Genomic DNA, 24,175 nt, shown 5'->3' on the forward strand with positions numbered 1-24,175 from the left:
CCACTGTACCGGCCCGATCCAAGTCAACGGCTCTAAGTGGGTCGTGAGAGAATGCGGTCATGAGTGAAGACGAGCTCCTTGCCCTGATCGGCCGCCACCTGCCAGCCTCAACTGCGCACGTACCCACGGGGGATGACTGCACGGTACTCGCCCCAACAGGACAGGTCGCTGTCTCGACCGACATCCTTGTTGAAAACGTTCACTTCCGCACCGACTGGTCCAGCGGAGCCGACGTCGGGTGGCGGTGCGTCATGCAGAACGTTGCCGACGCTGCCTCAATGCGAGCCCGCCCCATGTCCCTCGTGGTCGCCATGACCATTCCAGAGTACGTGAGCGCCGACTGGGTTGAGGACTTCTCTATCGGTTTGGGGGAGTCCTGCGACTACCTGTCGCAACTCACCGGCCCCATCGCAATTGACGGCGGCGACATGTCACGTGGCCCCATCATCGTTGCCTCGGGAACCGTGCTGGGTGACATGGAGGGGAGGGAGCCCGTGCTCCGCTCGGGAGCGAGACCCGGAGACCTCGTCATCCACACCGGTAACCTCGGTGCCTCAGCCCGCGGGCTCGAACTCCTTGGGCAGGGACGTACCGGGGACGAGACGCTCCTCTTCCGCAGGCCCGTGCCACCTGTGGACCTGGCGCTCGCGGTTCCCGCGACCGCGATGATGGATGTTTCCGATGGTCTGGTTCGAGACAGCAGAAGGATCGCAAAGAAGTCAGGAGTTGCTATCAATCTTGATTCACAGATAATTTCGGAGATTGCCAGCCCGGGCGTCACGCTCGAGCAGGCGCTCACGGGGGGAGAAGACCACGGGTTCCTCGCCACCGTCCGCGACGGAAGTGTTCCTTCAGGCTGGACGATCATCGGCACTGTATCCGAAGGTAGCGGAGTTACGGTCGATGGCGTGAGCCCGACTGAGCTTGGTGGTTGGGACCACTTCGCGGGTTAGTGTCAAGCGACATACGCCCTGACAAAGCAAGCGCCTCCACATGAGTGGAGGAGACGCAGATGAAATACATGAATGGGGTTCACCCCACAAAACGAGGGATGAGGCTAAGCCTCGGCCTCGTTGAGAAACGCTGCGAGCCTGCGGCTCAGGCATCTCTCGTTGTCCCACCCTCGCGCATTGTGGAGGGGTCTGGATTGAGCAAAGCAGTCGTACGGTGGCGGCTGAACCCTCAGAAACGACTGAACCCCCACCGAAGTGGGGGTTCACGAGCTTACGGCTTATCGCGCGTTGCGAACGATGCGATCTGACTTAATGCAGTTGGTGCATACGTTCAGACGCTTCGGTGCTCCATTGACGAGGGCACGCACACGCTGAATGTTTGGGTTCCAACGGCGGTTGGTCCGCACGTGGGAGTGCGAGACGCTCTTGCCGAAGCCCGGGCCCTTGCCGCAGACGTCACATACTGAGGCCACGGTTCTCTCCTGATCTTCTCGCTGACAAGACGCCAGCGGCGTCTCCTGACATGCACACACTAAGGAATGCAACCTGTTTATATTAACCGAGGGGCGGGAAAAGTACCAAGACCTGCTCGGCCCGACTCGCGTGGTATCGCACACTATTTCGGAATGACGGGGGCTGACCACAGCTGTTAAGGAGTGCCCGCCCGATTCGCTAGTCTAGTACGCGGGAGGGAAGATGAAAGCCGTAGCTACTGATGGGATGAGTCTCCTTGAGACCCCTTTGGAGAGGATCCTCGGTGCTCGCACGGCGAAGGCCCTCGACAAGCTCGAGCTGCGCACCGTCCAGGATCTGATCGACCACGCCCCACGCCGCTACGTACATCGCGGTGAACTCGTTCCCCTGTCACGTGCAGTTGAAGGAGAGAACGTCACGGTCGTGGCCAGGGTTCTCGACACAAGCGTGCGGCCGATGAATGCTCGTCGGGGCTTCATCCTCAAGGTCATGATCTCGGACGGCATGTACGACATGTCGCTCACCTTCTTTGCGAACTCCTCGCGGCCGCTCGCCTTCCATCAGTCCAAGCTCCAGAAGGGCACGCTCGCAACCTTCTCTGGAACCGTGTCGTCCTACCGTGGTTCCCTCCAGCTTACCCATCCCGAGTATCAGGTGTTGGAGGACGAGGACGACATTGATGAGGCGGACATCGCTCGTCCGCTCCCTCTCTACCCGGCCGGCGTCAAGGTGCCGACGTGGACGATCGAGAAGGCGGTCGGTGCCGTTCTCGACCAGATTGGTCCCGATGACATCCCGGAGGTCCTCCCCGAGGACTACCGCAAGCGGCATGGGCTCCTCGGCGCCTACGAGGCGCTGCTTGCCCTGCATTGCCCCAAGACCGACAACGACTGGAAGAAGGCTCAGGAACGCAAGAAGCACGAGGAGGCACTCGTCCTCCAGACCGTCCTAGCCCAGCGCAGCCACGAGGCCATGGCAACAGAATCGGTTCCTCGGCCCAGGCTAGCCAATGGGATTGCCGCTGAGTTTGATTCCGGGCTTCCGTTCGCTCTCACCACAGGTCAGGAGAAGGTGGGGCGGGAGATCGAGAGGGACCTCGCCTCCGATCGGCCCATGAACCGCCTCCTCCAGGGCGATGTTGGCTCCGGTAAGACCATCGTGGCACTCCGAGCCATGCTCCAAGTTGTTGACGGTGGGGGACAGGCCGCGCTGCTTGCACCCACGGAAGTTCTTGCCGAACAGCACTACCGCTCGATCCTGGCCCTCCTTGGCGATCTTGCTTACGGGGGGATGCTGGGCGGCTCCGACATCGGAACCCGCGTGGATCTCCTCATGGGCTCGTTGGGGGCCAAGGAGAAGAGGCATGTCCTGGGCAGGCTCGCGGGTGGCGAGACAGGCATCATCGTCGGAACCCACGCACTCCTGTCCGACACGGTCCAGATCCCGTTCCTCTCCCTCGCCGTCGTCGACGAGCAGCACAGGTTCGGAGTGGACCAGCGGGATGCTCTGCGAGCAAGCGCGGGAGTGAACCTCTTGGTCATGACCGCCACCCCCATCCCCAGGACCCTCGCCATGACGGTCTTCGGTGACCTCGATGTTTCGGAGCTGACCGAACTGCCCGGGGGTCGCCAGGAAGTCTCGACGACGATCGTGCCTGCCACCAAGCAGGCCTGGGTCGATCGCGTCTGGGAACGGGTTGCCGAAGAGGTGAAGGCAGGCGGCAGAGCCTTCGTCATCTGCCCCCGCATCACACCCACCGAGGACCCAGCGCTCCTTGAGGACCCCGAGGGCGAGTCGAGGCCGCCACTGGCATCCGTAGACGAGATGACGGAGCAGCTGAGAAACACGCCAGCTCTGCACGGCATCCCCATCGGAACCCTGACGGGACCCATGAGCCCAGAGGAGAAGAACGGGGCGATGGCGGCCTTCCAGTCCGGGGAGGTCCCGATCCTCGTTGCCACCACCGTGGTCGAGGTCGGCGTGGACGTCCCCGACGCCACCGCCATGGTCATCCTTGACGCCGACCGATTCGGACTATCCCAGCTCCACCAGCTCCGCGGCCGCATCGGTCGAGGCACCAAGCCCGGCATCTGCCTCGCGTTCTCGTGGGCACCCCCGGGCACGATCGCCGCGGAACGCCTCGACGCCTTCGCCTCAACACGCGACGGATTCGTTCTCGCCGACCGCGACCTCGAACTGCGCCGAGAAGGCGACGTCCTCGGAGCCAGCCAGTCGGGGACACGCTCCCACCTGAAGTTCCTCAACTTGAGGAAAGATGGCGAAATAATAGGGACAGCACGGGCCGAGGCCGTCAACTTTGTTGAAACGGATCCGACACTCGCCACCTGGAGCGGGCTCCGGGACGCAGTGGACCATGCCAGGCAAAGAACCGAAACCGACTACCTGGGGAGGAACTGATGCCACGCATCGTATCCGGCACCGCAAAAGGAATGACCATCAAGGTCCCGAAGTCGGCACGACCCACCCCGGACATGGTGAGAGAAGCTGTCTTCAACAGGCTCACCCACCGCGGCTACCTCGACAACACGTACGTCCTCGACCTCTACGCGGGATCGGGAGCCTTCGGCCTCGAGGCAGCATCCCGCGGGGCACGGACAGTCACCGCAGTCGAGGCAAGTCGAGAAGCCGCAAGCACCATCAAAGCCAATGCGAGCAAGACCGGACTCGAGATCCACGTCGTCCAGCAGAAGGTCGAAACCTTCCTCGCCACCCCCGGAACCCAGTACGACGTCATCTTCCTCGACCCGCCCTACGACCTTGACCAAGAAGCACTCGCCCTTGCGCTCGAGCGGGCAGTGCCGCACCTCGTGCACGACGGGCTCCTCATGGTGGAGCGCAGCAAGCACTCCGGGCAACCCCTGTGGCCGGAGGGAATCGCACTCGACGAACACAGGAGTTGGGGCGACACCGTGATCTGGTCCGCACTCCACGCTGACTATCAACGTAGTCTTAACTCATGAGTATTGCCGTATGCCCGGGATCCTTTGACCCGATCACACTCGGACACATCGACGTGGTGCGCCGCGCTCTCACCGTCGTGGACGAGGTCATCATCGGAGTCGCCCAGAACGCCTCAAAGAAGTACTGCTTCTCTCCAGAGGAACGGTTGGCGCTCGCGGAGGCATCGGTGAAGGACATCCCAGGGGCTCGGGTGCTTCCCGTGCACGGACTGCTCGTCGACTTCGTCAAGGAGGTCGGTGCCTCGGCAATCATCAAGGGCCTGAGGGGTGCCGCGGACTTCGATGCTGAGCAGGCTATGTCCCTCATGAACCGTCACCTCTCCGGTGTCGAAACGATCTTCATCATGGGTGATCCCCGCCTCGCCCACGTCGCGTCCTCTCTCGTCAAGGATGTGTCGAACCACGGCGGCTACATTGACGACCTTGTGCCGCCCGAGGTGGCGGCAGCACTTTCCCGAAAGGACTCCAATGACTGAGCACGACTTCGACGTAGAACAGAACCAGGTGGCGGGGGAGTCCCTCATTGCCGTCCTCGACGAGCTTCGGCAGATCGTCGAGACAGCACGCGGCGTCCCGATGTCGGCATCCGCCATGATCAACCGTTCCGAGGTCCTCGACCTGCTCGAGACGGCACGCGACATCGTGCCCGATCAGATCGAGGCGGCCGACCGCATCATCGCCGAGGCCTCCGAGGTCAAGACCGATGCTCAGCGCCGCGCCAAGACCATCCTGGAACGCGCCCACGCGGACGCCGAGCAGGCCGTGGCCGAGGGCAGGGCGAAGGCCGCTGAACTCGTGTCCGAGCACGCCATCACGAAGGACGCGGAGGCCCGTGCCGCACAGATCATTGAGCACGCGGAGGGATCTGCGGTGAAGCTCCGGGCCGGTGCCGCCCGCTACTCGGATGATTCCCTCGCCTACCTCCAGGAGGAACTCGAGTCGCTCCTCGCGAAGGTGCACGCCGGTCGCCAGGAGCTCTCCCGCAGGCAGGAAACCCGTAGCCACTCGGCCGATCAGGCCGAGGACCAAGGTGACGACGAGGGCCAGTTTGATGGTGGTGACCGTCCTGACGAAGTCGAACAGGAGAGCCGCGGCCCCGTCCTGCGTGACATCCGTGTTTCCCCGATCGACGAGGAAGAGTTCGAGGAGCCCTTCGATACCGAACGGTAGTGGTTTCGCTCTTAAGCTAAACGGTTGAAACCGCTGGTAGGAGGGTGTTCACTGGAAGTGTTGTGGAGAACGAGTTCTTCAGAAAGAGAGAAATGAAAATGTCCGACTCAGTAGGTTCAGCACTCCAGTCCGTTCTTGTCGACCTCATCGACATTTCCCTTCAGGGCAAGCAGGCACATTGGAACATTCAGGGACCCAGGTTCCGTTCCCTCCACCTGCAGCTTGACGAGATCGTCGACTTCGCTCGCACCGCGTCCGACGATGTTGCGGAACGCATGGCGGCGATCGGCGTGGCACCGGATGGGCGAGCATCACAGGTGAACTCCACCTCCGGCATTGGTGACATCTCGGCTTCGTGGATTAAGGTATCTGACGGCTACGAAATCATTGAGTCCAAGCTCCAGACCGCTTCCGATAACATCAAGAAGAATCTCGAGAGCGTGGACCCGGCCGATCCGCTGTCCGGCGACCTCCTCATTGGTATCGCCACCGAGCTGGAAAAGCAGGCATGGATGCTCCGCGCAGCATCCGTTGCTGAATAGCACGACATACTCGTGGGCCCCGCGCATTCTTCTGAGAAGTGCGGGGCTCGCCCCATCATTTAGGAGACACCATGCCTGATGTGTACAGCATCGCCCTCAACGACCTCCGCCACCAGGAGGGTTCACGGGTTGACCTGTCCCGCATCCTCACCAACCCCGAGTTCGCGACCGACCTGGTGCACACCGACGGTGATATTGAAATCGAGGGGGCGCTCCAGTCTGTTTCGGAAGGTGTGCTCCTCACCGCCCACGCCACGTACGACACCGTCTCTGAATGCTCCCGTTGCCTCAAGATCGTTGAGGAAGAGGGCGACGCCGATCTGACGGAACTGTACTTCTACCCGAACCGGGCCAAGGCTCTCGTCGAGTCCGGTGATGAGGAGGCGGGCGAGCTCCCGCTCATCGAGAACGACACGATCAACATCGAGTCCCTCTTGCGCGACACCATCGTCGGCCAGATGCCGTTCATTCCGTTGTGCGAGCCGGACTGCCCGGGACTGTGCACCGTGTGCGGTGAGCGCCTCGCTGACCTTCCGGGCGATCACGAACACGAGCAGGAACCGGTGGTGCCGAACCCGCTCGATGAGCTGCGGGCCAAGCTCGTGGCCGAAAAGCGTGGCGAATGAGCCGCTCAAAAGGCCTGAAGAAGGTGAACCGCCCCGCGCGCACCGACCGTGAGGTCCTGCTCAAGGCTTGGGGTGCCGACATCGACCCTGAGTTGCTTGAGCTTGCGCTCACGCACCGCTCGTGGGCATTTGAGAACGGGGGAGTGCCGACGAACGAGAGGCTCGAGTTTCTGGGTGACTCCGTCCTCTCCATCGTCGTCACCGACCGGATCTACCGCGACTACCCGGACAAATCCGAGGCCGACCTCGTACCGATCCGTGCCGCCGCCGTATCCGAGAAACCCCTCGCAGAGATCGCGAAGACGGTGGGCTTGGACGAGTTTATTCTTCTCGGCAATGGTGAGCTCGTGACCAACGGTCGGAACAAGCCCTCCATCCTGTCCGACACGGTGGAAGCCATGATTGGTGCCACCTACCTGTCTGCGGGTCTCGATGCGGTCCGAAGCGTCGTCGAGCGCCTGACCCAGCCGTTCATCGAGGAGGCCATGAAGGCCGGACCGGCGCTGGACTGGAAGACGTCGGTGCAGATGGTGGCGAACGACGGGAAGCTGGGCGAGGTCCACTATGAGATCGAGGGTTCCGGCCCCGATCACGCCCGCAGCTACGTTGCCACGACGATTGTGGATGGTCGTTCGTGGGGGAGCGGCACCGGCACCTCTCGCGCGAAGGCTGAGATGGCGGCGGCGGAGGCAAGCTACCCGGCGCTCCTCGCAGCGGTCAATGCCTGAACTACCGGAGGTTGAGACGGTCCGGGAAGGGCTTGAGAGGCTCCTTCTCGGCAAGACTCTCGCCAGCATCACCGTCCTTCACCCGCGCGCTGTTCAGCGTTCCGAGGGCGGCGTGGAGGGCCTCGTTGCTCTCCACGGTAGAACCGTCGAAGCTGTTGCGCGCAGGGGCAAGTTCTTGTGGATGGAAATGGCGGGGCTTGCCCTCAACTTCCATCTCGGCATGTCCGGCCAACTTCTTGTCAGCAGCCCGGGTGCTGTTGCACCACCTCATCCCCACGAGCGGGCACGCCTCCGGTTCAGCGATGGTAGCCACCTACGCTTCATCGATCAGCGTACCTTCGGATACATCCAGCGGTCCTCCCTGACTGAAGTACCGGATGGTGCGCCAGCCGGATGGGGCACCACTTCGACCCTTATCCCCGTTCCCGTGGCTCACATCGGTCGGGACCTGCTCGATCCCGCCCTTGACCTTGAAGAACTCTCAAAGCGCACTCGGAAGAAGCGAACAGAGATCAAACGGGCGATGCTCGACCAGGAACTCGTCTCGGGACTCGGCAACATTTACTGCGACGAGGCACTGTTCCGTGCACGTATTCACCCCCGCAGGAAAACCAATGGTCTCTCGTACGGGAGTTTGGGCGGACTGTGGGAGCATTCCACGGCCGTCTTGAGAGAGGCTCTCGCCCAGGGTGGCACCTCTTTCGACTCTCTTTACGTCGATGTCGATGGCGCCTCCGGATACTTCGAACGATCCCTCCGAGCGTACGGAAGGGGAGGTCAGGCGTGTGTTCGGTGCGGAGCGACGATGAAGAAGATTCAGTTCATGAACAGGTCATCAACGTTCTGTCCGATTTGTCAGCCGCTTTCCCGAGGTTGAAAAAACGTTTCCGAGTTCTCTAACCGTTCCAGTTCACGAAATAACAACAAAGAATAGTTTCTCAATTCAACCATTCCACTAGGTGATAGAGAACTGCAATCGACGTCACGATTCGGAGAATGCTGGGCTAGAATTCAGACATGAGTGAAGCTAGGGATGATATCCACGTCATGATCATTGACGACCACGAGGTAGTGCGTCGAGGAATCTCTGAGGTAGTTGAGCGAGCCGACGGCCTGTCCGTTGTTGCTGAAGCCGGCTCAGTTGCCGAGGCCTTGACCCGCGCCAAGGTCGTCCGACCCGACGTAGCGCTCGTCGACCTCCGCCTGCCCGACGGCACCGGCATCGACATCATTCAGCAGCTTGCCGTTGAGGTTCCCACCGTCCGCCCGATTGTCCTGACCTCGTTCGATGATGACGATGCTCTCGACGAAGCACTCCACGCGGGCGCCAAGGCGTACCTGCTCAAGTCCGTTCGTGGCGCAGAGATCACCGAGGTCATCAAGGCAGTCGCAGCCGGTCGCGTGCTCCTTGACGAGAGGACGCTGACGAGGCGCCGTGCCGATCACGACGATCCCACCGCTGACCTCACCCCCTCGGAACGCAAGGTCCTCGACCTCATCGGTGAGGGTCTTTCGAACCGTGAGATCGGTGAACGCCTCGGTGTCGCCGAGAAGACCGTCAAGAACCACATCACGTCCCTGCTCTCGAAGATGGGTCTGCAGCGCCGCACCCAGGTCGCCGCATGGGTGGCCGGCCAGCGTGCTGCGGGATGGCGGGCGCAGAACTAGTTATTCGGTCAGGCAATCTGCAGGACGTTCTGACGTCAGTGTTCCATCGTGCGTCGATGCCTCCGATTTGAAATCTGCGAATGAAGAATCACAAGTAGTCGCTTCCGAGCAGAGACATGCGAATAGAAACGAAGAAGCGGGCCCAGGTGGCCCGCTTCTTGTTGCTTAGAAACCGGTCCTGTCTCTAGCCTGCTTCCACAGTTCCTTCCTCGATCCGTTGGTTGCACTCGATCGATACGATGACCGTCAGGAGGCTGACCTCGGATGAGTTCGCCTATAGATCAGGCCGGTGACCTTAGATTCGGCCGGTGACCTTAGATCAGTGGGACGGACCAGGTCAGGACAGTGCCGTGACCATCTCCCGGAACCATGGAAAAGGTGCCGTGGTGCCTGCGGGCACGAGCTGCGAGGTTCGAGAGGCCGGAGCGGCGGGACTGGGCTGGGCTGAGGCCCACGCCGTCGTCCGCCACCCGCACGGTCGCCTGCCCGCCATCCACCGACACCGTGACGGCAAGCGAGGAGGCCTTGGCGTGGCGTGCAGCGTTGGAGAGGCCCTCGCGGGTGACGGCCACGATATCGTCGGCGACGTCAGCACCGACCCTGTTATCGATCTGGGTGACGGTATTCGCATCCACGTCAGGTGGGAGGGTCTCGCCATCGAGGCTGATGACGAAGGATGGGGCGAAGCCAAGAGAGTTACGTGCGACTGAGGCCTCGCGGCGGAGCCGCTCAACAAGCACAACGTTCGCATCGGGTTCGCGCAGCCGGTGGACGATCTGACGGATCTCCTTGACGGACTCATCGACGGAAGAAATGGCCTGATTGAGCAGGTCGAGAACCTCCGGATCGGTGCCCTTGTCCTCGAGATCGTCCTTGATGGTGGTGATCTGCATGCCGGTGGCGAAGAGCTGCTGAATGGCAAGATCGTGCAGGTCGCGGGAAATCGCGGCACGCTCATCAATCTGCGCCGCGACGTCCTGTGCGTGACGTGCTGCGGCCAGTTCGAGAGCAAGAGCGGCCTGCTTGGAGACTGACTCCGCCATCGCCAAATCGGCGAGATCGAACTCCGGCTGGTTGCGGGACCGAAGCAGGATGATGACGCCCGCGCCAGCGCCGTCGAGAATCATGGGTGCGTACAGGGCGGGCCCGTAGCCGCGCAGTTCCGGGATCCTCATGGTTCGGGTGCGGGTCATGGAGTCCACGACAACCCCGGATCCCTCCCGGATCACGGTCTGGACCCTGCCATCGGGTGGGAACTCGAGGCCGATCATTTCGTCAGCGTTCAGACCATCGGCGATCTCGCACACCCAGGCGTCACCAACGGACGGCAGAACAATGAGTGCGGTGCAGGACTTCGATACTTCTCGCATCTTCTTCGCGATGAGCTCGAGTGCCTCTTCCTCGTCCGTTCCTTCGAGAAGGGCCGTGGTGATCTGCTGGGACACACCGATCCACGCCGCCCTGTTCTCGGATTCTGAGTAGAGGCGGGCGTTTTGGACGGCGATCGCTGCGGCGCTCGCCAACATGGAGATGTTGGAGGCGTCATCGTCGTTGAAGTCGGTGTCCTTGTCTGCCAGGTAGATCCGGCCAAAGACCTGCTCCTGGATGCGGACCGGCACGCCAAGGAAGTTCTTCATCCTCGGGTGGTAGCTCGGCCATCCCTCGAAGGCGGGGTGGGTGGAGAGGTCGTTGATGATGAGGGGGGAGTCCGTTGGGATCTCCGCAAACACGCCGTGCCCGTGGGGTGGGTGAGGGAGCTTGTCGACATCAGGGGCGTTCATTCCCGTGTAGTGGAAGGCCACGGTCTCGCCGCGGCTACCAAGGATGCCGAGTGCCGCGTACTGGGCTCCCGTCAGTCTCCGTGCCGATTCCACGAACTCCTGCAGAGCGGACGTGATGTCGAGCCGTGAGGTCAGAGCGAGAGCGGAGTCGAAAAGACCGCCATCCTCCTGGTCGCGCTCGGGAATCGGATAACCGACGGGATCGCTCATGAACTCTCCTGTACCGCCCACCTAAACTCGGGGCTTGCTGCCATGAGGTCGGCAAAGGTGCCAACCTCGAGACCATTGTCGCTCAAATACACAATGGTATCGACATTCTCGAGTCCGGACAGTCGGTGCGTCACGACAATCATTCCGAGGTCGGAAGCGAACAGGTCGGCCAGGAGCCGATCCGCGGTCTCGGGATCGAGATGCTCGCCGGGCTCATCGAGGGCGATGATCGGGGCGTGAGAGGCGTGTGCGCGGGCGAGGAGAAGCCTGCGGCGTTCACCACCGGACACGGTTGTTCCATTACCGCCCAGGAGGGTATCGAGTCCGTCGGGGAGCCTCTCCAGCCACTCGCCAAGGCCGGCGCGGCCAAGGGCATCGAGGGCTTCGTCCTCGGTCAGGTCCCTGCGGACCACGCGGAGGTTTTCCATGACCGTGGTGTGGAAGATGTGAGCGTCCTCAGCGTTCATGAGCAACACTCGGGAGATTGATTCACGCGTCAGTTCCGAGGCATTGGTGCCGCCGATGGTGGCGGTTCCCTCATGGGGTGGGATGAGGCCAGCGAACGTGGCGAGCAGGGTGGACTTACCGATCCCAGAGGGTCCGACGATGGCGACCTTGTCTCCCTTGCGAATCGTGAGGTTGAAGGGACCGGCAACGTCAGGTTCTCCCGGCCAACCCACCACCAGGTCACGGACCTCGAGAACAGCTTCAAGGCCCTCATCGTGCTTCTTGTCCTCGACCTCCTCGTCTCCCAGGAGATCGGAGATCCGGACGGCGGCCTGCCCGGACTGCACGAGCTCGAGGGCGGCCGGACCAAGCGCCGCCGTCCCCTCAAAGGCCGCGAGGGGAACGAGCACGCAAACGGCGAGCTCAATGCCGTTGAGGACTCCCGCCTCCATCTGCCCCACGCCGATGAGAATCGCGGCAAGAACGGAGAGCCCAAGTGCCAGGGTGTCGATCGCCGCCGCCCACGCCAGCGGCTTCGCCGACCTGTCGCGGTGGGAGCGGATGCGGGCCTCGGTGGTCTCCACCTCGGTCATCATCTCGTCCAGCCTGCCTGAGACGCGGAGCTCACCGGCGCCTTCGAGGACGGCGAGGGACAGGGAAGTGAGTTCTGCTTCGTCCTCGACGCGGTCAGCTTCGGCCCTGCGTGCGCCAATGCCCGAAAGGATCGGGCCAACCACTCCGGACAGGAGCAGGCAGGCGACGAGAGCGATGGCGATCTGGGGGGAGAGCCACCAGACGATACCGACGGACACGAAGGCCGTGACGAAGGCGATGCAGGCGGGCAGGATGGCCTTGACGACCGTGTCGCCGATCGTGTCGACGTCGGCTCCCGTGCGCGCAAGGAGATCACCGCGACGCAGGGACGCAACGCGAGAGTCCGTGGAATCTGCCAGCTTCGAGTAGATATTCGTTCGTAGGTTCCCCATACCAGACAGCGCTACCCGGTGGGAGGCGAGCCGCTCCAGGTAGCGGAACAGGGCCTTGCCGATGCCGAACATGCGAACTGCGGTTGCGGCGACCGACAACTCCAGCACCGGCGGCATCTGCGAGGCTCTCGCAATGAGCCAGGCCGAGACAGCGGACAGCGCGATGGCGGAACCCAGCCCGAGAGAACCGAACAGGACAGAGAGGAGGAACCTGCCCCTGTTGATCTCGAGCAGGCTGAGGCACCTGCGTAGGGCCGTACGTTCTTTCTTACCCAGAATCATTTGACCAGCTCCTCGCTCACGTCCGTGCTCTCCACTTGGATCACTCGATCCGCGATCTCAAGGAGGGATTCGCGGTGGGCGATGACGAGAACGGTTTGACCGCGCTGTTTCGCGGCCTTAACGGTCTCGAGGATCCTCGCCTCGGAGAGGGCATCGAGGTGGGCTGTTGGTTCGTCCAGGACAAGCATGGGGCGGTGCTCCGCGAAGGCGCGGGTGAGCGCGAGACGCTGGCGCTGGCCGAGTGACAGGCCGACACCGCCCTGACCGACAGGCGTGTCCCAACCCTGGGGAAGGGTTTCAAGGACCGCATCGAAACCGGTGAGGCGGGCCGCCTCCATGTCCCTCGTTCCAACGTTGTCGGCAACGGTGCCGGGAACGATGACGGGACGCTGGGGGACCCAAGAAATCTGTTCCCACCATGAGGCGGGATCGATCGTGTCAAGCGGGATACCGTCGATGGAGACGCTGCCACCTGTTGGTTCGTGGAGGCCGAGGATGACGGAGACGGTGGTGGACTTACCGGCCCCGGAAAACCCCGCGAGGGCGGTGATGAGGCCGGGTTCGATGGTGGCGGACAAGTGTGCGGGAGCGAGGATGCCGCGGCCCTCCGCCTCGACCGTGACGTCACGGAGAACAATGGGGGAGGCGGATACCGAGGGCGCGGGCTCCGTGCCCCGTTCGGGTACGGGCGTCTCGATGATATCGATGGCCTCCTCGGCGGCAGCCAAACCATCCGTTGAGGCGTGATACTGGGATCCGACCTCCCGCAAGGGCTTGAACAGCTCGGGTGTCAGCATGATGATGATGAGTCCGGTCGTGAGGTCGAGGTGACCGTACACCATGCGGAATCCAACCTCGACGGCAACGAGAGCGGTCGAGAGGGTGGCGAGGAACTCGAGGACGGAACCGGACAGGAACGCGATCCGCAACGACTCCATCGTCGTCTTCGTGTACTGCTCGCCAAGCTTGCGCACCCGCTTCTTCGGACCCTGCTCGCGGCCGAGAGCCTTGAGGGTGGGCAGGCCCGCGATGAGGTCAAGCACCTGATCGCCCAGGGATTCCATGGCGACAAGCTTCTTCTTTGACGTCGACTCCGTCATCTTTCCAATGAGGATCATGAAGACCGGGATGATCGGGATGCAGAAGACAATGATGAGGGCGGACGGGATGTCGAGCAGGAGCACAACGAGCAGGGACACGGGCGTGACCGTGGCTGTCAGCAGAAGCTGGGGCAAGTACTTAACGAAGTAGGGTTCTAAGTCTTCCAGGCCGCGAATGGCGAAGGTCGTGATCGAGGACGTTCGGGAGGCGAGCCAGCGTGGTCCCAGCTCACCCGCGCGGTCCAGGACCTTGCGCCGCAGGGTCGCGATCGTGGCTAGCGCTGCCCTGTGACCAAACGACTCCTGTACCCAGGTGACCAGCATTCTACCCAGGATGACGAGGGCAAGGATCCCGACGAAGGGGAGCGCGTCGCTCAGGCCCGCGCTGCCGTCGATGACGGGGGAGATGGCGTGAGAAATGAGGAAACATTGGGCGATGATGAGGGCCGCTGACAGGATTCCTGTCACTGTCACAAGCAGGACATAGCGTTTTGCGGGGGCCACATGTGACAGCAGTTTCGGATCCAGAGGTTTCACAACCACAACCTTAATGAAAGAACCTTAAAGAAAGTGGGCGCGGATACTCGCCGCGCCCACCCATGAGATGACCTAGCGTGCGTTATCTGTGTACTGCGGCGTGAGGCCGGACGGAGTATCCGGGATGTCGTCCACGTGCAGTCGCTTGGAGAATACCCTGTACGACCAGATCGAGTATCCGATGATGATCGGCACGAGGATGAGTGCCGCAACCGACATGATGATCTGGGTCGGTCCGGTTGCCGAAGCCTGGGAGATCGTTAGCGAGTAGGCCGGGTCGATCGAGGACTTCATGACGTTCGGAGCCATCGAGGTGAAGATGAACGCAACCGCGGCTGCGATGCCAACGAAGTTCGCAATGAATGCGGGCTTCTCGGCGCCCTTGTTCGCGTAGAACGCTGTGGCGACGAGGCACAGGGCCGCGACGACCAGCGGGATCCACGACCAGACACCCGAGGAGTAGGCGAGCTGAGCCCAAATCGCCCACACGGCGGTGATGACGAGGGAGCCGATCGAGAGTTTGGCCGCCAGCTTCTCGCTGCGCTTCTGAATGTCACCCGATGTCTTCAGCGCAAGGAAGATCGATCCGTGCGTGAGGAAGAGGCTGAGGGTGACAAGTCCGCCCAGGATGGTGAACGGGGTGAGGAGGGAGAAGAACCCTCCGGTCAGGTGGTGCGTGTAGCTGGCTGCCTCGGCCACGGTTGCGGACTCGACAGCGGCGGGGGAGATGACCTCGTAGGTCTGGGTCGCGGGATCGGTGATCTGCAGAACCTCAATCTCCATGCCCTGCACGAGGTTGGCGAACGCCACGCCCCAGAGGATGGACACGAGCCACGCGGCACCGGTGTGAATGCCATCCCAGCGCTTGCGCCAGGTCTCGTTGTTGATCTTGCCACGCCACTCGAGCGCACAGATGCGAACGATGAGGAGCAGTAGGATGAGGAGCAGTGCGAGGTACATGCCGGAAAACATGGTCGCGTACCACTCGGGGAAGGCAGCGAACATGGCGCCACCGGCGGTCAGCAGCCAGACTTCGTTGCCGTCCCAGTGCGGGCCGATGGTGTTGAGGGCGACGCGGCGCTCCTTCGCGTTCTTGGACACGATGGGGAACAGCATCCCGACACCAAAGTCGAATCCCTCGAGGGTCAGGTAGCCGACCCAGAGGACAGCAATGAGAACGAACCAAAGGACTGGTAGAAATTCCATGATGTGTTCTCCTAGTAGATGAAGCTCAGCGGCTGATTTTCGTCATCTGGGCTTGGTGCCTTCACCTTGGTGAGGTCAATGCCCTCCAAGGTGTAGCGGCGGACCAGGAAGAACCAGACAACGCCGAGTGCTGCGTACAGCAGCGTGAAGGCGATGAGGGATGTGAGAACCATGCCGGGGCTTGTCATCTGCGAAACACCGTAGTCCGTGAGCAGAAGGACGTTATCGACACCTGTCGGGTTCGGTGCAACGACCCACGGCTGGCGTCCCATCTCCGTAAAGATCCAGCCGAAGGAGGCTGCGATGAACGGCATCGGGATGGTGACGAGAGCGAACTTGCCTGCCAGGGTGGATTCCCAGATCTTCTCCTTGCGGGTGAACCATAGCCCGGCGAGGGCTAGGGCGACAGGGAAGATGATCGGGCCGATCATGAGTCGGAACGAGTAGTAAGTGACGATCAGGTTGGGTCGGTAGTCGTAGTCCTCACCGAACTGATCGGCGTACTTTTCCTGGTAGTAGGCCTGGACGGAGTCGACGCCCTGAACCTGGGACTCGGGACCGGTCAGGTGGTTGGTCGCGAGGAATGAGGTGAGGAAGGGAACGTCAATGATGCGGGTGACATTGTCACAGTCGTTCGTGAAGTCACCGATGGCGAGAATCGAGAACGGCGCGGATTCCTCCGTGTGGCACTGGGCCTCGGCGGACGCCATCTTCATCGGCTGCTGCTCGTACATGAGCTGGCCCTGGTAGTGGCCGGTCAGGCCAACGCCAGCGGCGGCTATGAGGATCGTGACGAAACCGAAGCGAGCACTCGAACGCCACATCTCGGGCTGACCTTCGATGTTCTTCTTCGAGGAGCGGACCATCCACCAAACGGAAATGCCGGCAATGACGGTGCCAGCAACAAGGAAGGCGGACGTGATGGTGTGGGAGGTCGCGGCGATTGCGGTGTTGTTGGTCAGCACCTCAAGGAAGCCACCAACGCCATCGAGTTCTGCGCGGCCCGTCTCCTCGTTGTAGATCGCACCGACCGGGTGCTGCATCCACGAGTTGGCGCACAGAATGAAGTATGCGGAGATATTGACGCCGATGGCGACCATCCAGATGCAGAGGGTGTTGAGCTTCGCGCTCATCCGGCCCTTGCCGAACATCCACAGCCCCAGGAACGTCGATTCCAGGAAGAAGGCCATGAGTGCCTCGAACGCGAGTGGTGCACCGAAGATGTCACCAACAAAGCGGGAGTATTCAGACCAGTTCATGCCGAACTGGAATTCCTGAACGATGCCCGTTGCGACACCCAGGGCAAAGTTGATCATGAGGATCTTGCCGAAGAATTCGGATAGCTTCAGCCACTTCTCTTGACCGGAACGGAGCCACTTCGTTTGCATGATTGCAACGAGTGGAGCGAGGCCAATCGTGAGTGGGACAAGGATAAAGTGGTAGACGGTGGTAATTCCGAATTGCCACCGGGCGAGGTCGAGCGCTTCCACCTACATCCCCTTCCTAAGGTAGTAATAGATGGCATAAATTTATGCCCTCAGCACATTTCACCATAGGACAAAAGTCCTTTTTTTAGACACTGTGTCTCAAAAATATGTGGAACGTTGATCGGCCACCGTTTTCGGCGAACCGCCTGACGGTGTCGATCTCATCACCAAGTACATCACTTATTTCAGTACCAATGGCCGGAATCGGTCACGACCTGCGGATTGCCTCATGAGGAGCGTGGGACACGCCACGTCGATGCGCGTGAATTTTATTCGCTCCCTGCGATCTGCTAACACTCCGTGTTCGCCCCGCACGATCCGTTAACGTCGGACGAAAGAAAGTATGAGAGAATTGGACACAGCTTAGCGGGCACGGACCGCGGAGTAGACGATGTTTGAGAGAGCGCCACTTTGGTGAGCTGCCCGAGAACACCGTGACTGAAGACTTCCGCCACAACGGCGATTCACGTTGGAGAGGATCCGTGCGACCTTTCCGGACAGGAGTTCTTATGGCCGAAGAACAGGCCGATAGCACCACATTCTCAAAGCCGGCACTACCGGCAACCTACCTTCTCTTCCAGGAACCGGATCCCAGCACGGCCATTCGCCGTAGCGCTCCGGCTCCCGTTGAGCGAAGCGACGAGGATGAGGACGATCGCAAGCCGCGCCGCAGGGGATCCCGCGGCCGTGGGCGCACCAACGACACCACCGATCACGAGGATCAGGACTCGACCCAGGACGAGCCGACGTCATCGAATCATTCTGCGGACGAATCCGCCGACGTCTCCAAGGGCGAGACCAGGACCCGCACCCGGAGCCGGAACCGCTCCAGGCAGGGCTCTAGCGGCTCAAACGGAGATGATCGCCAGTCGGGTAGGCGAGGCAAGGATTCGCGCGACGCCAAGGATAGCGAGTCTGACTCTTCCGATTCTGCGGACTCCTCCGACAAGGAATCCTCGGACTCTCCATCCGATTCCTCTCGATCTTCTCGTGCGTCCACTCGTGCGTCCTCTCGTTCTTCTTCAACTCGCTCGTCCCAGTCGTCCCAGGAGGACTCTTCCGATGAGGAAACCCACGAGGATGGCGAGGGTGTGACGACGAGGCGTCGCCGGCGCCGCAGGTCCACCTCCTCCGAGGAGGTCACGGCACTCAAGGGCTCGACGAGGCTCGAGGCGAAGCGTCAGCGCAGGAAGGACGGTCGCGAGGCCGGCCGCCGCCGCACCACCATCACCGAGTCGGAGTTCCTCGCGCGCCGCGAGTCTGTCAACCGCAAGATGCTGGTTCGCGAGCAGGATGGTCTCAACCAGATCGCTGTTCTTGAGGACGACATCCTGGTCGAGCACTATGTTGCTCGCCACACGCAGGTGTCCATGGTCGGCAACGTCTACCTTGGTCGCGTCCAGAACGTCCTGCCCTCCATGGAGGCGGCGTTCGTCGACATCGGTAAGGGACGCAACGCCGTTCTGTACGCGGGTGAAGTGAACTGGGAGGCCGCCGGCCTCGAGGGAAAGCCCCGACGAATCGAATCCGCACTCAAGTCGGGCGAGACCGTTCTCGTTCAGGTGACGAAGGATCCGATCGGGCACAAGGGTGCCCGCCTCACGGCGCAGATCACGCTCGCGGGCCGCCACCTTGTTCTCGTGCCCTCGGGCGCCATGACCGGCATCTCCCGCAAGCTTCCCGAGAGGGAACGCCAGCGCCTGAAGAAGCTCCTGAAGGAACTCGTTCCCGACGAGCACGGCGTCATCGTTCGTACCGCTGCCGAGGGAGCAACCGAGGATCAGCTGCGTAAGGACATTGAGCGTCTGACGAAGAAGTGGGCGGAGATTCAGGAGAAGTCCAAGTCCGCCAAGTCCGTACCCGTCCTTCTCAAGGGCGAGCCGGAGCTTGCCGTGCGCGTTGTGCGCGACGTCTTCAATGAGGACTTCGAGTCCCTCCACGTTCAGGGCGACAACACGTACGCCACCATCAAGGAGTACGTGCACGAGCTCTCTCCGGAACTCGACGAGCGCGTTCACAAGTGGGTCGACCGCAAGGACATCTTCACGGATGCTCGCGTGGACGAGCAGCTGGCCAAGGCCATGGACCGCAAGGTCTACCTGCCCTCCGGTGGCTCGCTTGTCATCGACCGCACGGAAGCCATGACCGTTGTTGACGTCAACACGGGCCGCTTCACCGGTTCCGGTGGCACGCTCGAAGAGACCGTCACAAAGAACAACCTCGAGGCCGCTGAGGAGATCGTCCGTCAGCTTCGCCTACGCGACATCGGCGGCATCATCGTCATCGACTTCATCGACATGGTTCTCGAATCCAACCGTGATCTCGTGCTCCGTCGCCTCATCGAATGCCTGGGCCGGGATCGCACCCGCCACCAGGTTGCCGAAGTGACGTCCCTCGGTCTCGTTCAGATGACCCGCAAGCGCGTCGGTCAGGGACTGGTCGAGGCCTTCTCCACGACCTGTGAGGCATGTGAGGGCCGCGGCTACCACATCCACACTCAGCCGGTTGAGAAGGGCGAGTCCCAGAAGCAGGCTCCCGCACCTCAGAAGCAGCAGCCCAAGCCTCAGACCCCCGCTCCCGAGCGTGAAGACGACACCGCGAAGCGCGAAGAGGTCAAGTCCGCACTTGCCTCGATCGCGGCCGCTGCCGCCCAGAGCCACCAGGAGCATCAGCAGGACGAGGTCAAGGAGGAGGCTCCGAAGGAGCACGCGCGCAAGTCGAAGTCGAAGAGGTCCGACAAGCACGAGCACAGGGAAAAGAAGGATTCGCATCTGATTCCAGACCTGAGCGAGGACCTGTCGAAGCTGGCGGCCGACGCGACGAGCAAGCCTAAGGGCGCTGAGCCGAAGGTGAGTGGAAAGATCAAGTTCGGTGATGACACCGCGATCATTCCCGCGCACGTGGAGGCATCCGACCCGGAACAGGGGACCGCATCGAACGGGTCGTCCGCTCAGTCCGCCAAGCCACCTGCCGCTCCCAAGCGTCAGGCAGTGGAGACCTCCGCGGCTCCCGCCGCGGAACGGAAGTCCCGCAGGGTCGCCTCCTCCGGTACGATCACGACCTCATCGGCAAGCCCGATCATCGTGACCGAGACGCCGGCTCCGGCCCCCGCCAAGGCCACCCCCAAGCCTGCACGCAAGAAGGCGGAGAAGGTCGAAGAGAAGCCTGAGGACGAGTCCCGCAAGACTCGCAGGGTTGCATCGTCGGGAACAATCATCCCGAAGAGCAGCTCGACTCCGGCGATCATGACCTTCCCCGTTCAGTAGTGCTGAAAAACACAGCCAAGCCCGCCGTTTTTCGCGGTTTCAGGCTTGGCTGATAGAAACCCAATCAAGTAGTATGGGACGTCGGTGCTTAACCCGGGCACAAGACTTTAATGTCCGCATACGTCAACCAGAGATGAGCAACAACGTGGCTTACGCGATTGTCAAGGCCGGCGGCCGCCAGGAAAAGGTGTCCGTTGGCTCTATTGTCGTCATGAATAAGATCGAGGGCGAGGCCGGTGACAAGGTCGAGCTCGAGCCGATCCTGCTTGTCGATGGCGATCAGGTCACCACGTCTGCGGACGGTATTTCCGCAACGGTGACCGCTGAGATCGTCCGTGCCGAAAAGGGCCCGAAGATCGACATCATTAAGTACAAGAACAAGACGGGGTACCGCAAGCGCCAGGGTCACCGCCAGCAGCTGACCCGCGTCAAGATCACCTCGATCGCCTAAGAGAGAAGGATCTGAACAATGGCACATAAAAAGGGTGCATCCTCGTCATCCAACGGTCGCGACTCGAACGCACAGCGCCTCGGCGTGAAGCGCTTCGGCGGCCAGCTTGTGAACGCAGGCGAGATCATCGTCCGTCAGCGTGGTACCAAGTTCCACCCCGGCAACAACGTCGGCCGCGGCAAGGACGACACACTGTTCGCGCTTGCTGCAGGCACCGTGGAGTTCGGTGTCCGTCGCGACCGCAAGGTCGTCGACATCGTTCCGGTTTCCGCCTGAGCTAGTTTTTTGTGAGGGGGTGTAGGGCTCTGCCGTCCACCCCTTCAATCTTTGGAGGTAACGGTGGCCAGTTTCGTTGACAGAGTCGTATTGCACGCGAAAGCAGGCAATGGGGGTAACGGATGTGTGTCTGTGCGCCGCGAGAAGTTCAAGCCACTCGGCGGTCCCGACGGGGCCAACGGTGGCAATGGTGGCGACATCATTCTCGAGGTCGACCCTCAGGTCACGACGCTTCTCAGCTACCACCGTTCCCCGCACCAGACCGCAACCAACGGCAAGCCCGGTGAGGGCGATCTGCGTATCGGTAAGAGCGGCGAGGACCTGATCCTGGGCGTGCCGACTGGCACGGTCGTCAAATCCCTGGACGGTGATGTCCTTGCCGACCTCGTGGGTAACGGCACCCGCTACCTGCTCGCCAAGGGCGGTCAGGGCGGTCTCGGTAATGCGGCTCTCGCATCCCCGAAGCGCAAGGCCCCAGGCTTTGCCCTCCTGGGTGACCAGGGCGACGAGATCGATGTTGTTCTCGAGCTGAAGTCCGTCGCCGACGTCGCGCTCGTTGGTTTCCCGTCCGCGGGTAAGTCCTCCCTCATCGCCGCCATGTCTGCGGCACGCCCGAAGATCGCTGACTACCCGTTCACGACCCTCGTTCCTAACCTCGGTGTCGTGGACGCCGAGGGCGTGCGATACACGATCGCCGACGTTCCCGGCCTCATTCCCGGAGCCTCCGAAGGCAAGGGACTCGGTCTTGAGTTCCTCCGCCACATTGAGCGCTGCGCTGTGATCGTGCACGTGCTTGACTGCGCAACACTGGAACCGGGACGTGACCCGCTCACCGACCTCGCCATTCTCGAGAACGAGCTCGAGATCTACTCGCAGCAGATTCCGCCCACGCACGGGCACCTGCTGCTCATGGAACGCCCCCGCATCGTCGTCCTCAACAAGGTTGACGTGCCCGAGGCCAAGGAACTCGCCGAGTTTGTTGCCGACGAGCTGCGCGAGCAGTACCCGGTTCACATCGTGTCCGCGGTGTCCCGGGAGGGCCTGCGCGAACTGTCCTTCGCGTTCGCGAAGACGGTGTCCGAGGTTCGTGAGAACCAGCCCGAGGAAGAGACGGCTCCCATCGTGCTTCGTCCCACGCCTCGCGGTCAGCGCAGCGAGTTCCATATCAACCGCCTCGGTGGCTCTAACGGCACCTTCTACCAGGTCATTGGCGAGAAGCCGGAGCGCTGGGTCCGTCAAACCAACTTCGAGAACGACGAGGCCGTTGGCTACCTCGCCGATCGCCTCAACAAGCTCGGTGTCGAGGAGGAACTCGTCAAGGCCGGCGCGCGCGCCGGCGACACTGTCGTCATTGGTGACGTTGATGGGGGGGTGGTGTTCGACTGGGAGCCGACCATGGCGACCGGTGCGGAGCTTCTTGGCCCCCGCGGCACCGACCTGCGCTTCGAACAGGATACGCGTCCCTCCCGCAAGGAGAGGCGCGAAGCATTCCACGAGAAAATGGACGCGAAGGAAGCGGCACGCCAGGAGCTTTGGATGGAACGCGAGTCTGGCGTCTGGACAGATCCGGAAGAACAGTGAAGCGGGTTCTCGCCAACAGGTCGCTCGTTTCTCGGGCACCCAGGTTTGTGGTCAAGGTTGGCTCCTCGTCCCTGACGAAGTCCGATGGCAGGCTCAACCACGAGCGCCTCGCCACCCTCTCCGACACGCTTGCCACGGCCTACGGCCGCGGACAGCGCTTCGCTCTCGTCTCTTCGGGCGCGGTCGCTGCGGGTGTCGGTAGCCTCGGCATTGGCAGTCGGCCGACCGACATGTCGGGCTTGCAGGCGGCGGCCATGGTCGGTCAAACCAAGCTCATGTCCGAGTACGGCGAACGCTTTGGAGAGCACGGCATCGGCATCGGCCAGGTGCTCCTGACCGCGGACGATGTCATGCGCCGCAACCACTACCGCAACGCGAGGGCCGCCCTCGACAAGCTGCTCGGCATGGGGATCGTGCCCATCGTCAACGAGAACGATGCCGTGGCCACGACGGAGCTGCGGCTCGGCGACAACGACCGCCTCGCCGCCATCATCGCCCACCTCATTGGTGCCGACTTCCTCCTGCTCCTCACGGACGTCAACGGCCTGTACTCGGGTCCGCCGTCGGAGCCGGGTTCACGCCCCATCCCGTTCGTGGGAAACATCGACGAACTGAAGAACTATTCGATCACGGGACGCGGCAGTGCCTTCGGCACCGGTGGCATGTCGACGAAGGTGACGGCCGCCCGCATGGCGACCGCCTTCGGGGTTCCAACCATCATCACCTCCGCGGGGAACCTCGGTCCCGCACTCGAGGGAGAGCCCGTCGGCACCTGGTTCGCTGCGACCGGCTCAAAGTCGAACGCACGAGCCCTGTGGATCGCGCACGCAGCCCAGTCCTCCGGTCAGGTGCGGCTCGACGAGGGAGCGGTCGCAGCCCTCGAATCGGGTGGTAACTCGCTCCTCGCCGTCGGCATCACCGACGTAGTTGGCACGTTCGATCCCGGCGACGCCATTGACATCATCGGCCCCGGTGGCACGCTTGTGGCCAGGGGGCTTGCTGGCTGGGACTCGGAGAGCCTACGGGCGAATGCCGGCGTGGCAGGGGCAGGGCGGCCCGCCGTCCACGTCGACGACCTCGTTCTGGTCCGCAGGTAACCGGACTTTCACCCGGTCTTTCGCACGATTTGGTGCCGTTCTCTGGTACGGTATTACTGCGACAGTGATCGGCGCCACACTTGTATCAACCGGTGCTGATAAACTTGGAGTAGCATTTTAACGTTGTTGCAAAATTGTTAACTTTCGTTGCCATCTCTAAGACATCATATCGGTTGACCTTGGACGCATTTTGTTACCCCATGTCACGGCCCTAAGGCCCGGTATTAGCGCAGATTATCGGGGTTTAACGGTTCAATTTCTTGAATGAAACTACGTGCCTGCGCACATTCTTTGTTGCCTTGTCAATCGTGTGTTACTGTGCATTC

Annotated in this window: 21 protein-coding genes; 15 read left to right on the forward strand and 6 right to left on the reverse strand. The window is 62.0% G+C overall.

Features of this window, described 5'->3' with window-relative positions; genetic code table 11:
• Positions 1-59 precede the first annotated feature (59 nt).
• Positions 60-953, forward strand: coding sequence for a thiamine-phosphate kinase (gene thiL / locus QMB98_RS01050; protein ID WP_371683776.1), 894 nt, complete (start codon positions 60-62; stop codon positions 951-953).
• Between the two features lie 278 nt (positions 954-1,231).
• Here the strand turns inward: thiL and rpmB are convergent, their stop codons facing one another.
• Complete coding sequence (gene rpmB / locus QMB98_RS01055; protein ID WP_371683777.1) at positions 1,232-1,426, reverse strand: 50S ribosomal protein L28; 195 nt, start codon at positions 1,424-1,426, stop codon at positions 1,232-1,234.
• A 247-nt stretch (positions 1,427-1,673) separates the two neighbouring features.
• Between rpmB and QMB98_RS01060 the strand changes: the two genes are divergently transcribed.
• From QMB98_RS01060 to QMB98_RS01100, 9 genes are all read left to right on the forward strand, one after another.
• Complete coding sequence (locus QMB98_RS01060) at positions 1,674-3,845, forward strand: ATP-dependent DNA helicase RecG (RefSeq protein ID WP_371683778.1); 2,172 nt, start codon at positions 1,674-1,676, stop codon at positions 3,843-3,845.
• The gene (gene rsmD / locus QMB98_RS01065) at positions 3,845-4,408 is read left to right on the forward strand and encodes a 16S rRNA (guanine(966)-N(2))-methyltransferase RsmD (RefSeq protein WP_371683779.1); all 564 of its coding nucleotides are present in this window, start codon (positions 3,845-3,847) and stop codon (positions 4,406-4,408) included. The genes QMB98_RS01060 and rsmD overlap by 1 nt, the downstream gene beginning before the upstream one ends.
• Positions 4,405-4,884, forward strand: coding sequence for a pantetheine-phosphate adenylyltransferase (coaD, locus tag QMB98_RS01070; RefSeq protein ID WP_371683780.1), 480 nt, complete (start codon positions 4,405-4,407; stop codon positions 4,882-4,884). The genes rsmD and coaD overlap by 4 nt, the downstream gene beginning before the upstream one ends.
• Entirely contained in the window at positions 4,877-5,578 is a 702-nt protein-coding gene (locus QMB98_RS01075; protein WP_371683781.1) for a hypothetical protein, read from the forward strand. The genes coaD and QMB98_RS01075 overlap by 8 nt, the downstream gene beginning before the upstream one ends.
• Before the next feature lie 98 nt (positions 5,579-5,676).
• On the forward strand, positions 5,677-6,120 hold the full coding sequence (locus QMB98_RS01080; protein WP_371683782.1) for a Dps family protein: 444 nt from the start codon (positions 5,677-5,679) through the stop codon (positions 6,118-6,120).
• Between the two features lie 71 nt (positions 6,121-6,191).
• Positions 6,192-6,746: a DUF177 domain-containing protein gene (locus tag QMB98_RS01085; RefSeq protein WP_371683783.1), complete on the forward strand. Its 555-nt coding sequence runs from the start codon at positions 6,192-6,194 to the stop codon at positions 6,744-6,746.
• Positions 6,743-7,474: a ribonuclease III gene (rnc, locus tag QMB98_RS01090; protein WP_371683784.1), complete on the forward strand. Its 732-nt coding sequence runs from the start codon at positions 6,743-6,745 to the stop codon at positions 7,472-7,474. The genes QMB98_RS01085 and rnc overlap by 4 nt, the downstream gene beginning before the upstream one ends.
• Positions 7,467-8,351 (forward strand): bifunctional DNA-formamidopyrimidine glycosylase/DNA-(apurinic or apyrimidinic site) lyase, encoded by an 885-nt coding sequence (mutM, locus tag QMB98_RS01095; protein ID WP_371683785.1) that lies wholly within the window; start codon positions 7,467-7,469, stop codon positions 8,349-8,351. Before rnc ends, mutM begins: the two co-directional genes overlap by 8 nt.
• Positions 8,352-8,491: 140 nt before the next feature.
• The gene (locus tag QMB98_RS01100) at positions 8,492-9,142 is read left to right on the forward strand and encodes a response regulator (protein WP_371683786.1); all 651 of its coding nucleotides are present in this window, start codon (positions 8,492-8,494) and stop codon (positions 9,140-9,142) included.
• A 314-nt stretch (positions 9,143-9,456) separates the two neighbouring features.
• Here the strand turns inward: QMB98_RS01100 and QMB98_RS01105 are convergent, their stop codons facing one another.
• From QMB98_RS01105 to QMB98_RS01125, 5 genes are all read right to left on the reverse strand, one after another.
• Positions 9,457-11,133, reverse strand: a complete 1,677-nt coding sequence (locus tag QMB98_RS01105) for a GAF domain-containing sensor histidine kinase (protein ID WP_371683787.1) — start codon at positions 11,131-11,133, stop codon at positions 9,457-9,459.
• Positions 11,130-12,848, reverse strand: coding sequence for a thiol reductant ABC exporter subunit CydC (cydC, locus tag QMB98_RS01110; protein ID WP_371683788.1), 1,719 nt, complete (start codon positions 12,846-12,848; stop codon positions 11,130-11,132). The genes QMB98_RS01105 and cydC overlap by 4 nt, the downstream gene beginning before the upstream one ends.
• On the reverse strand, positions 12,845-14,452 hold the full coding sequence (gene cydD, locus QMB98_RS01115) for a thiol reductant ABC exporter subunit CydD (protein ID WP_371683789.1): 1,608 nt from the start codon (positions 14,450-14,452) through the stop codon (positions 12,845-12,847). Before cydD ends, cydC begins: the two co-directional genes overlap by 4 nt.
• Before the next feature lie 105 nt (positions 14,453-14,557).
• Positions 14,558-15,691: a cytochrome d ubiquinol oxidase subunit II gene (gene cydB / locus QMB98_RS01120; RefSeq protein ID WP_371683791.1), complete on the reverse strand. Its 1,134-nt coding sequence runs from the start codon at positions 15,689-15,691 to the stop codon at positions 14,558-14,560.
• Between the two features lie 11 nt (positions 15,692-15,702).
• A complete protein-coding gene (locus QMB98_RS01125; RefSeq protein WP_371683792.1) occupies positions 15,703-17,181 on the reverse strand; it encodes a cytochrome ubiquinol oxidase subunit I in 1,479 nt (492 codons plus the stop codon).
• A 506-nt stretch (positions 17,182-17,687) separates the two neighbouring features.
• Between QMB98_RS01125 and QMB98_RS01130 the strand changes: the two genes are divergently transcribed.
• The 5 genes from QMB98_RS01130 to proB all read left to right on the forward strand — a co-directional run bounded on the left by QMB98_RS01130 (position 17,688) and on the right by proB (position 23,849).
• Positions 17,688-20,444: an Rne/Rng family ribonuclease gene (locus tag QMB98_RS01130; protein WP_371683793.1), complete on the forward strand. Its 2,757-nt coding sequence runs from the start codon at positions 17,688-17,690 to the stop codon at positions 20,442-20,444.
• A 133-nt stretch (positions 20,445-20,577) separates the two neighbouring features.
• Positions 20,578-20,895 carry a 50S ribosomal protein L21 gene (gene rplU, locus QMB98_RS01135; RefSeq protein WP_371683794.1) on the forward strand — a complete coding sequence of 106 codons (318 nt, stop codon included), beginning with the start codon at positions 20,578-20,580 and terminating at the stop codon, positions 20,893-20,895.
• Between the two features lie 18 nt (positions 20,896-20,913).
• A complete protein-coding gene (gene rpmA / locus QMB98_RS01140) occupies positions 20,914-21,171 on the forward strand; it encodes a 50S ribosomal protein L27 (protein WP_371683795.1) in 258 nt (85 codons plus the stop codon).
• A gap of 63 nt (positions 21,172-21,234) precedes the next feature.
• Positions 21,235-22,752: a GTPase ObgE gene (obgE, locus tag QMB98_RS01145; RefSeq protein ID WP_371683796.1), complete on the forward strand. Its 1,518-nt coding sequence runs from the start codon at positions 21,235-21,237 to the stop codon at positions 22,750-22,752.
• A complete protein-coding gene (proB, locus tag QMB98_RS01150; protein WP_371683797.1) occupies positions 22,749-23,849 on the forward strand; it encodes a glutamate 5-kinase in 1,101 nt (366 codons plus the stop codon). Before obgE ends, proB begins: the two co-directional genes overlap by 4 nt.
• The last annotated feature ends 326 nt before the right edge of the window (positions 23,850-24,175 follow it).

It is taken from the genome of Flaviflexus sp. (assembly GCF_041440645.1).
Classification (GTDB): Bacteria; Actinomycetota; Actinomycetes; order Actinomycetales; family Actinomycetaceae; genus Flaviflexus.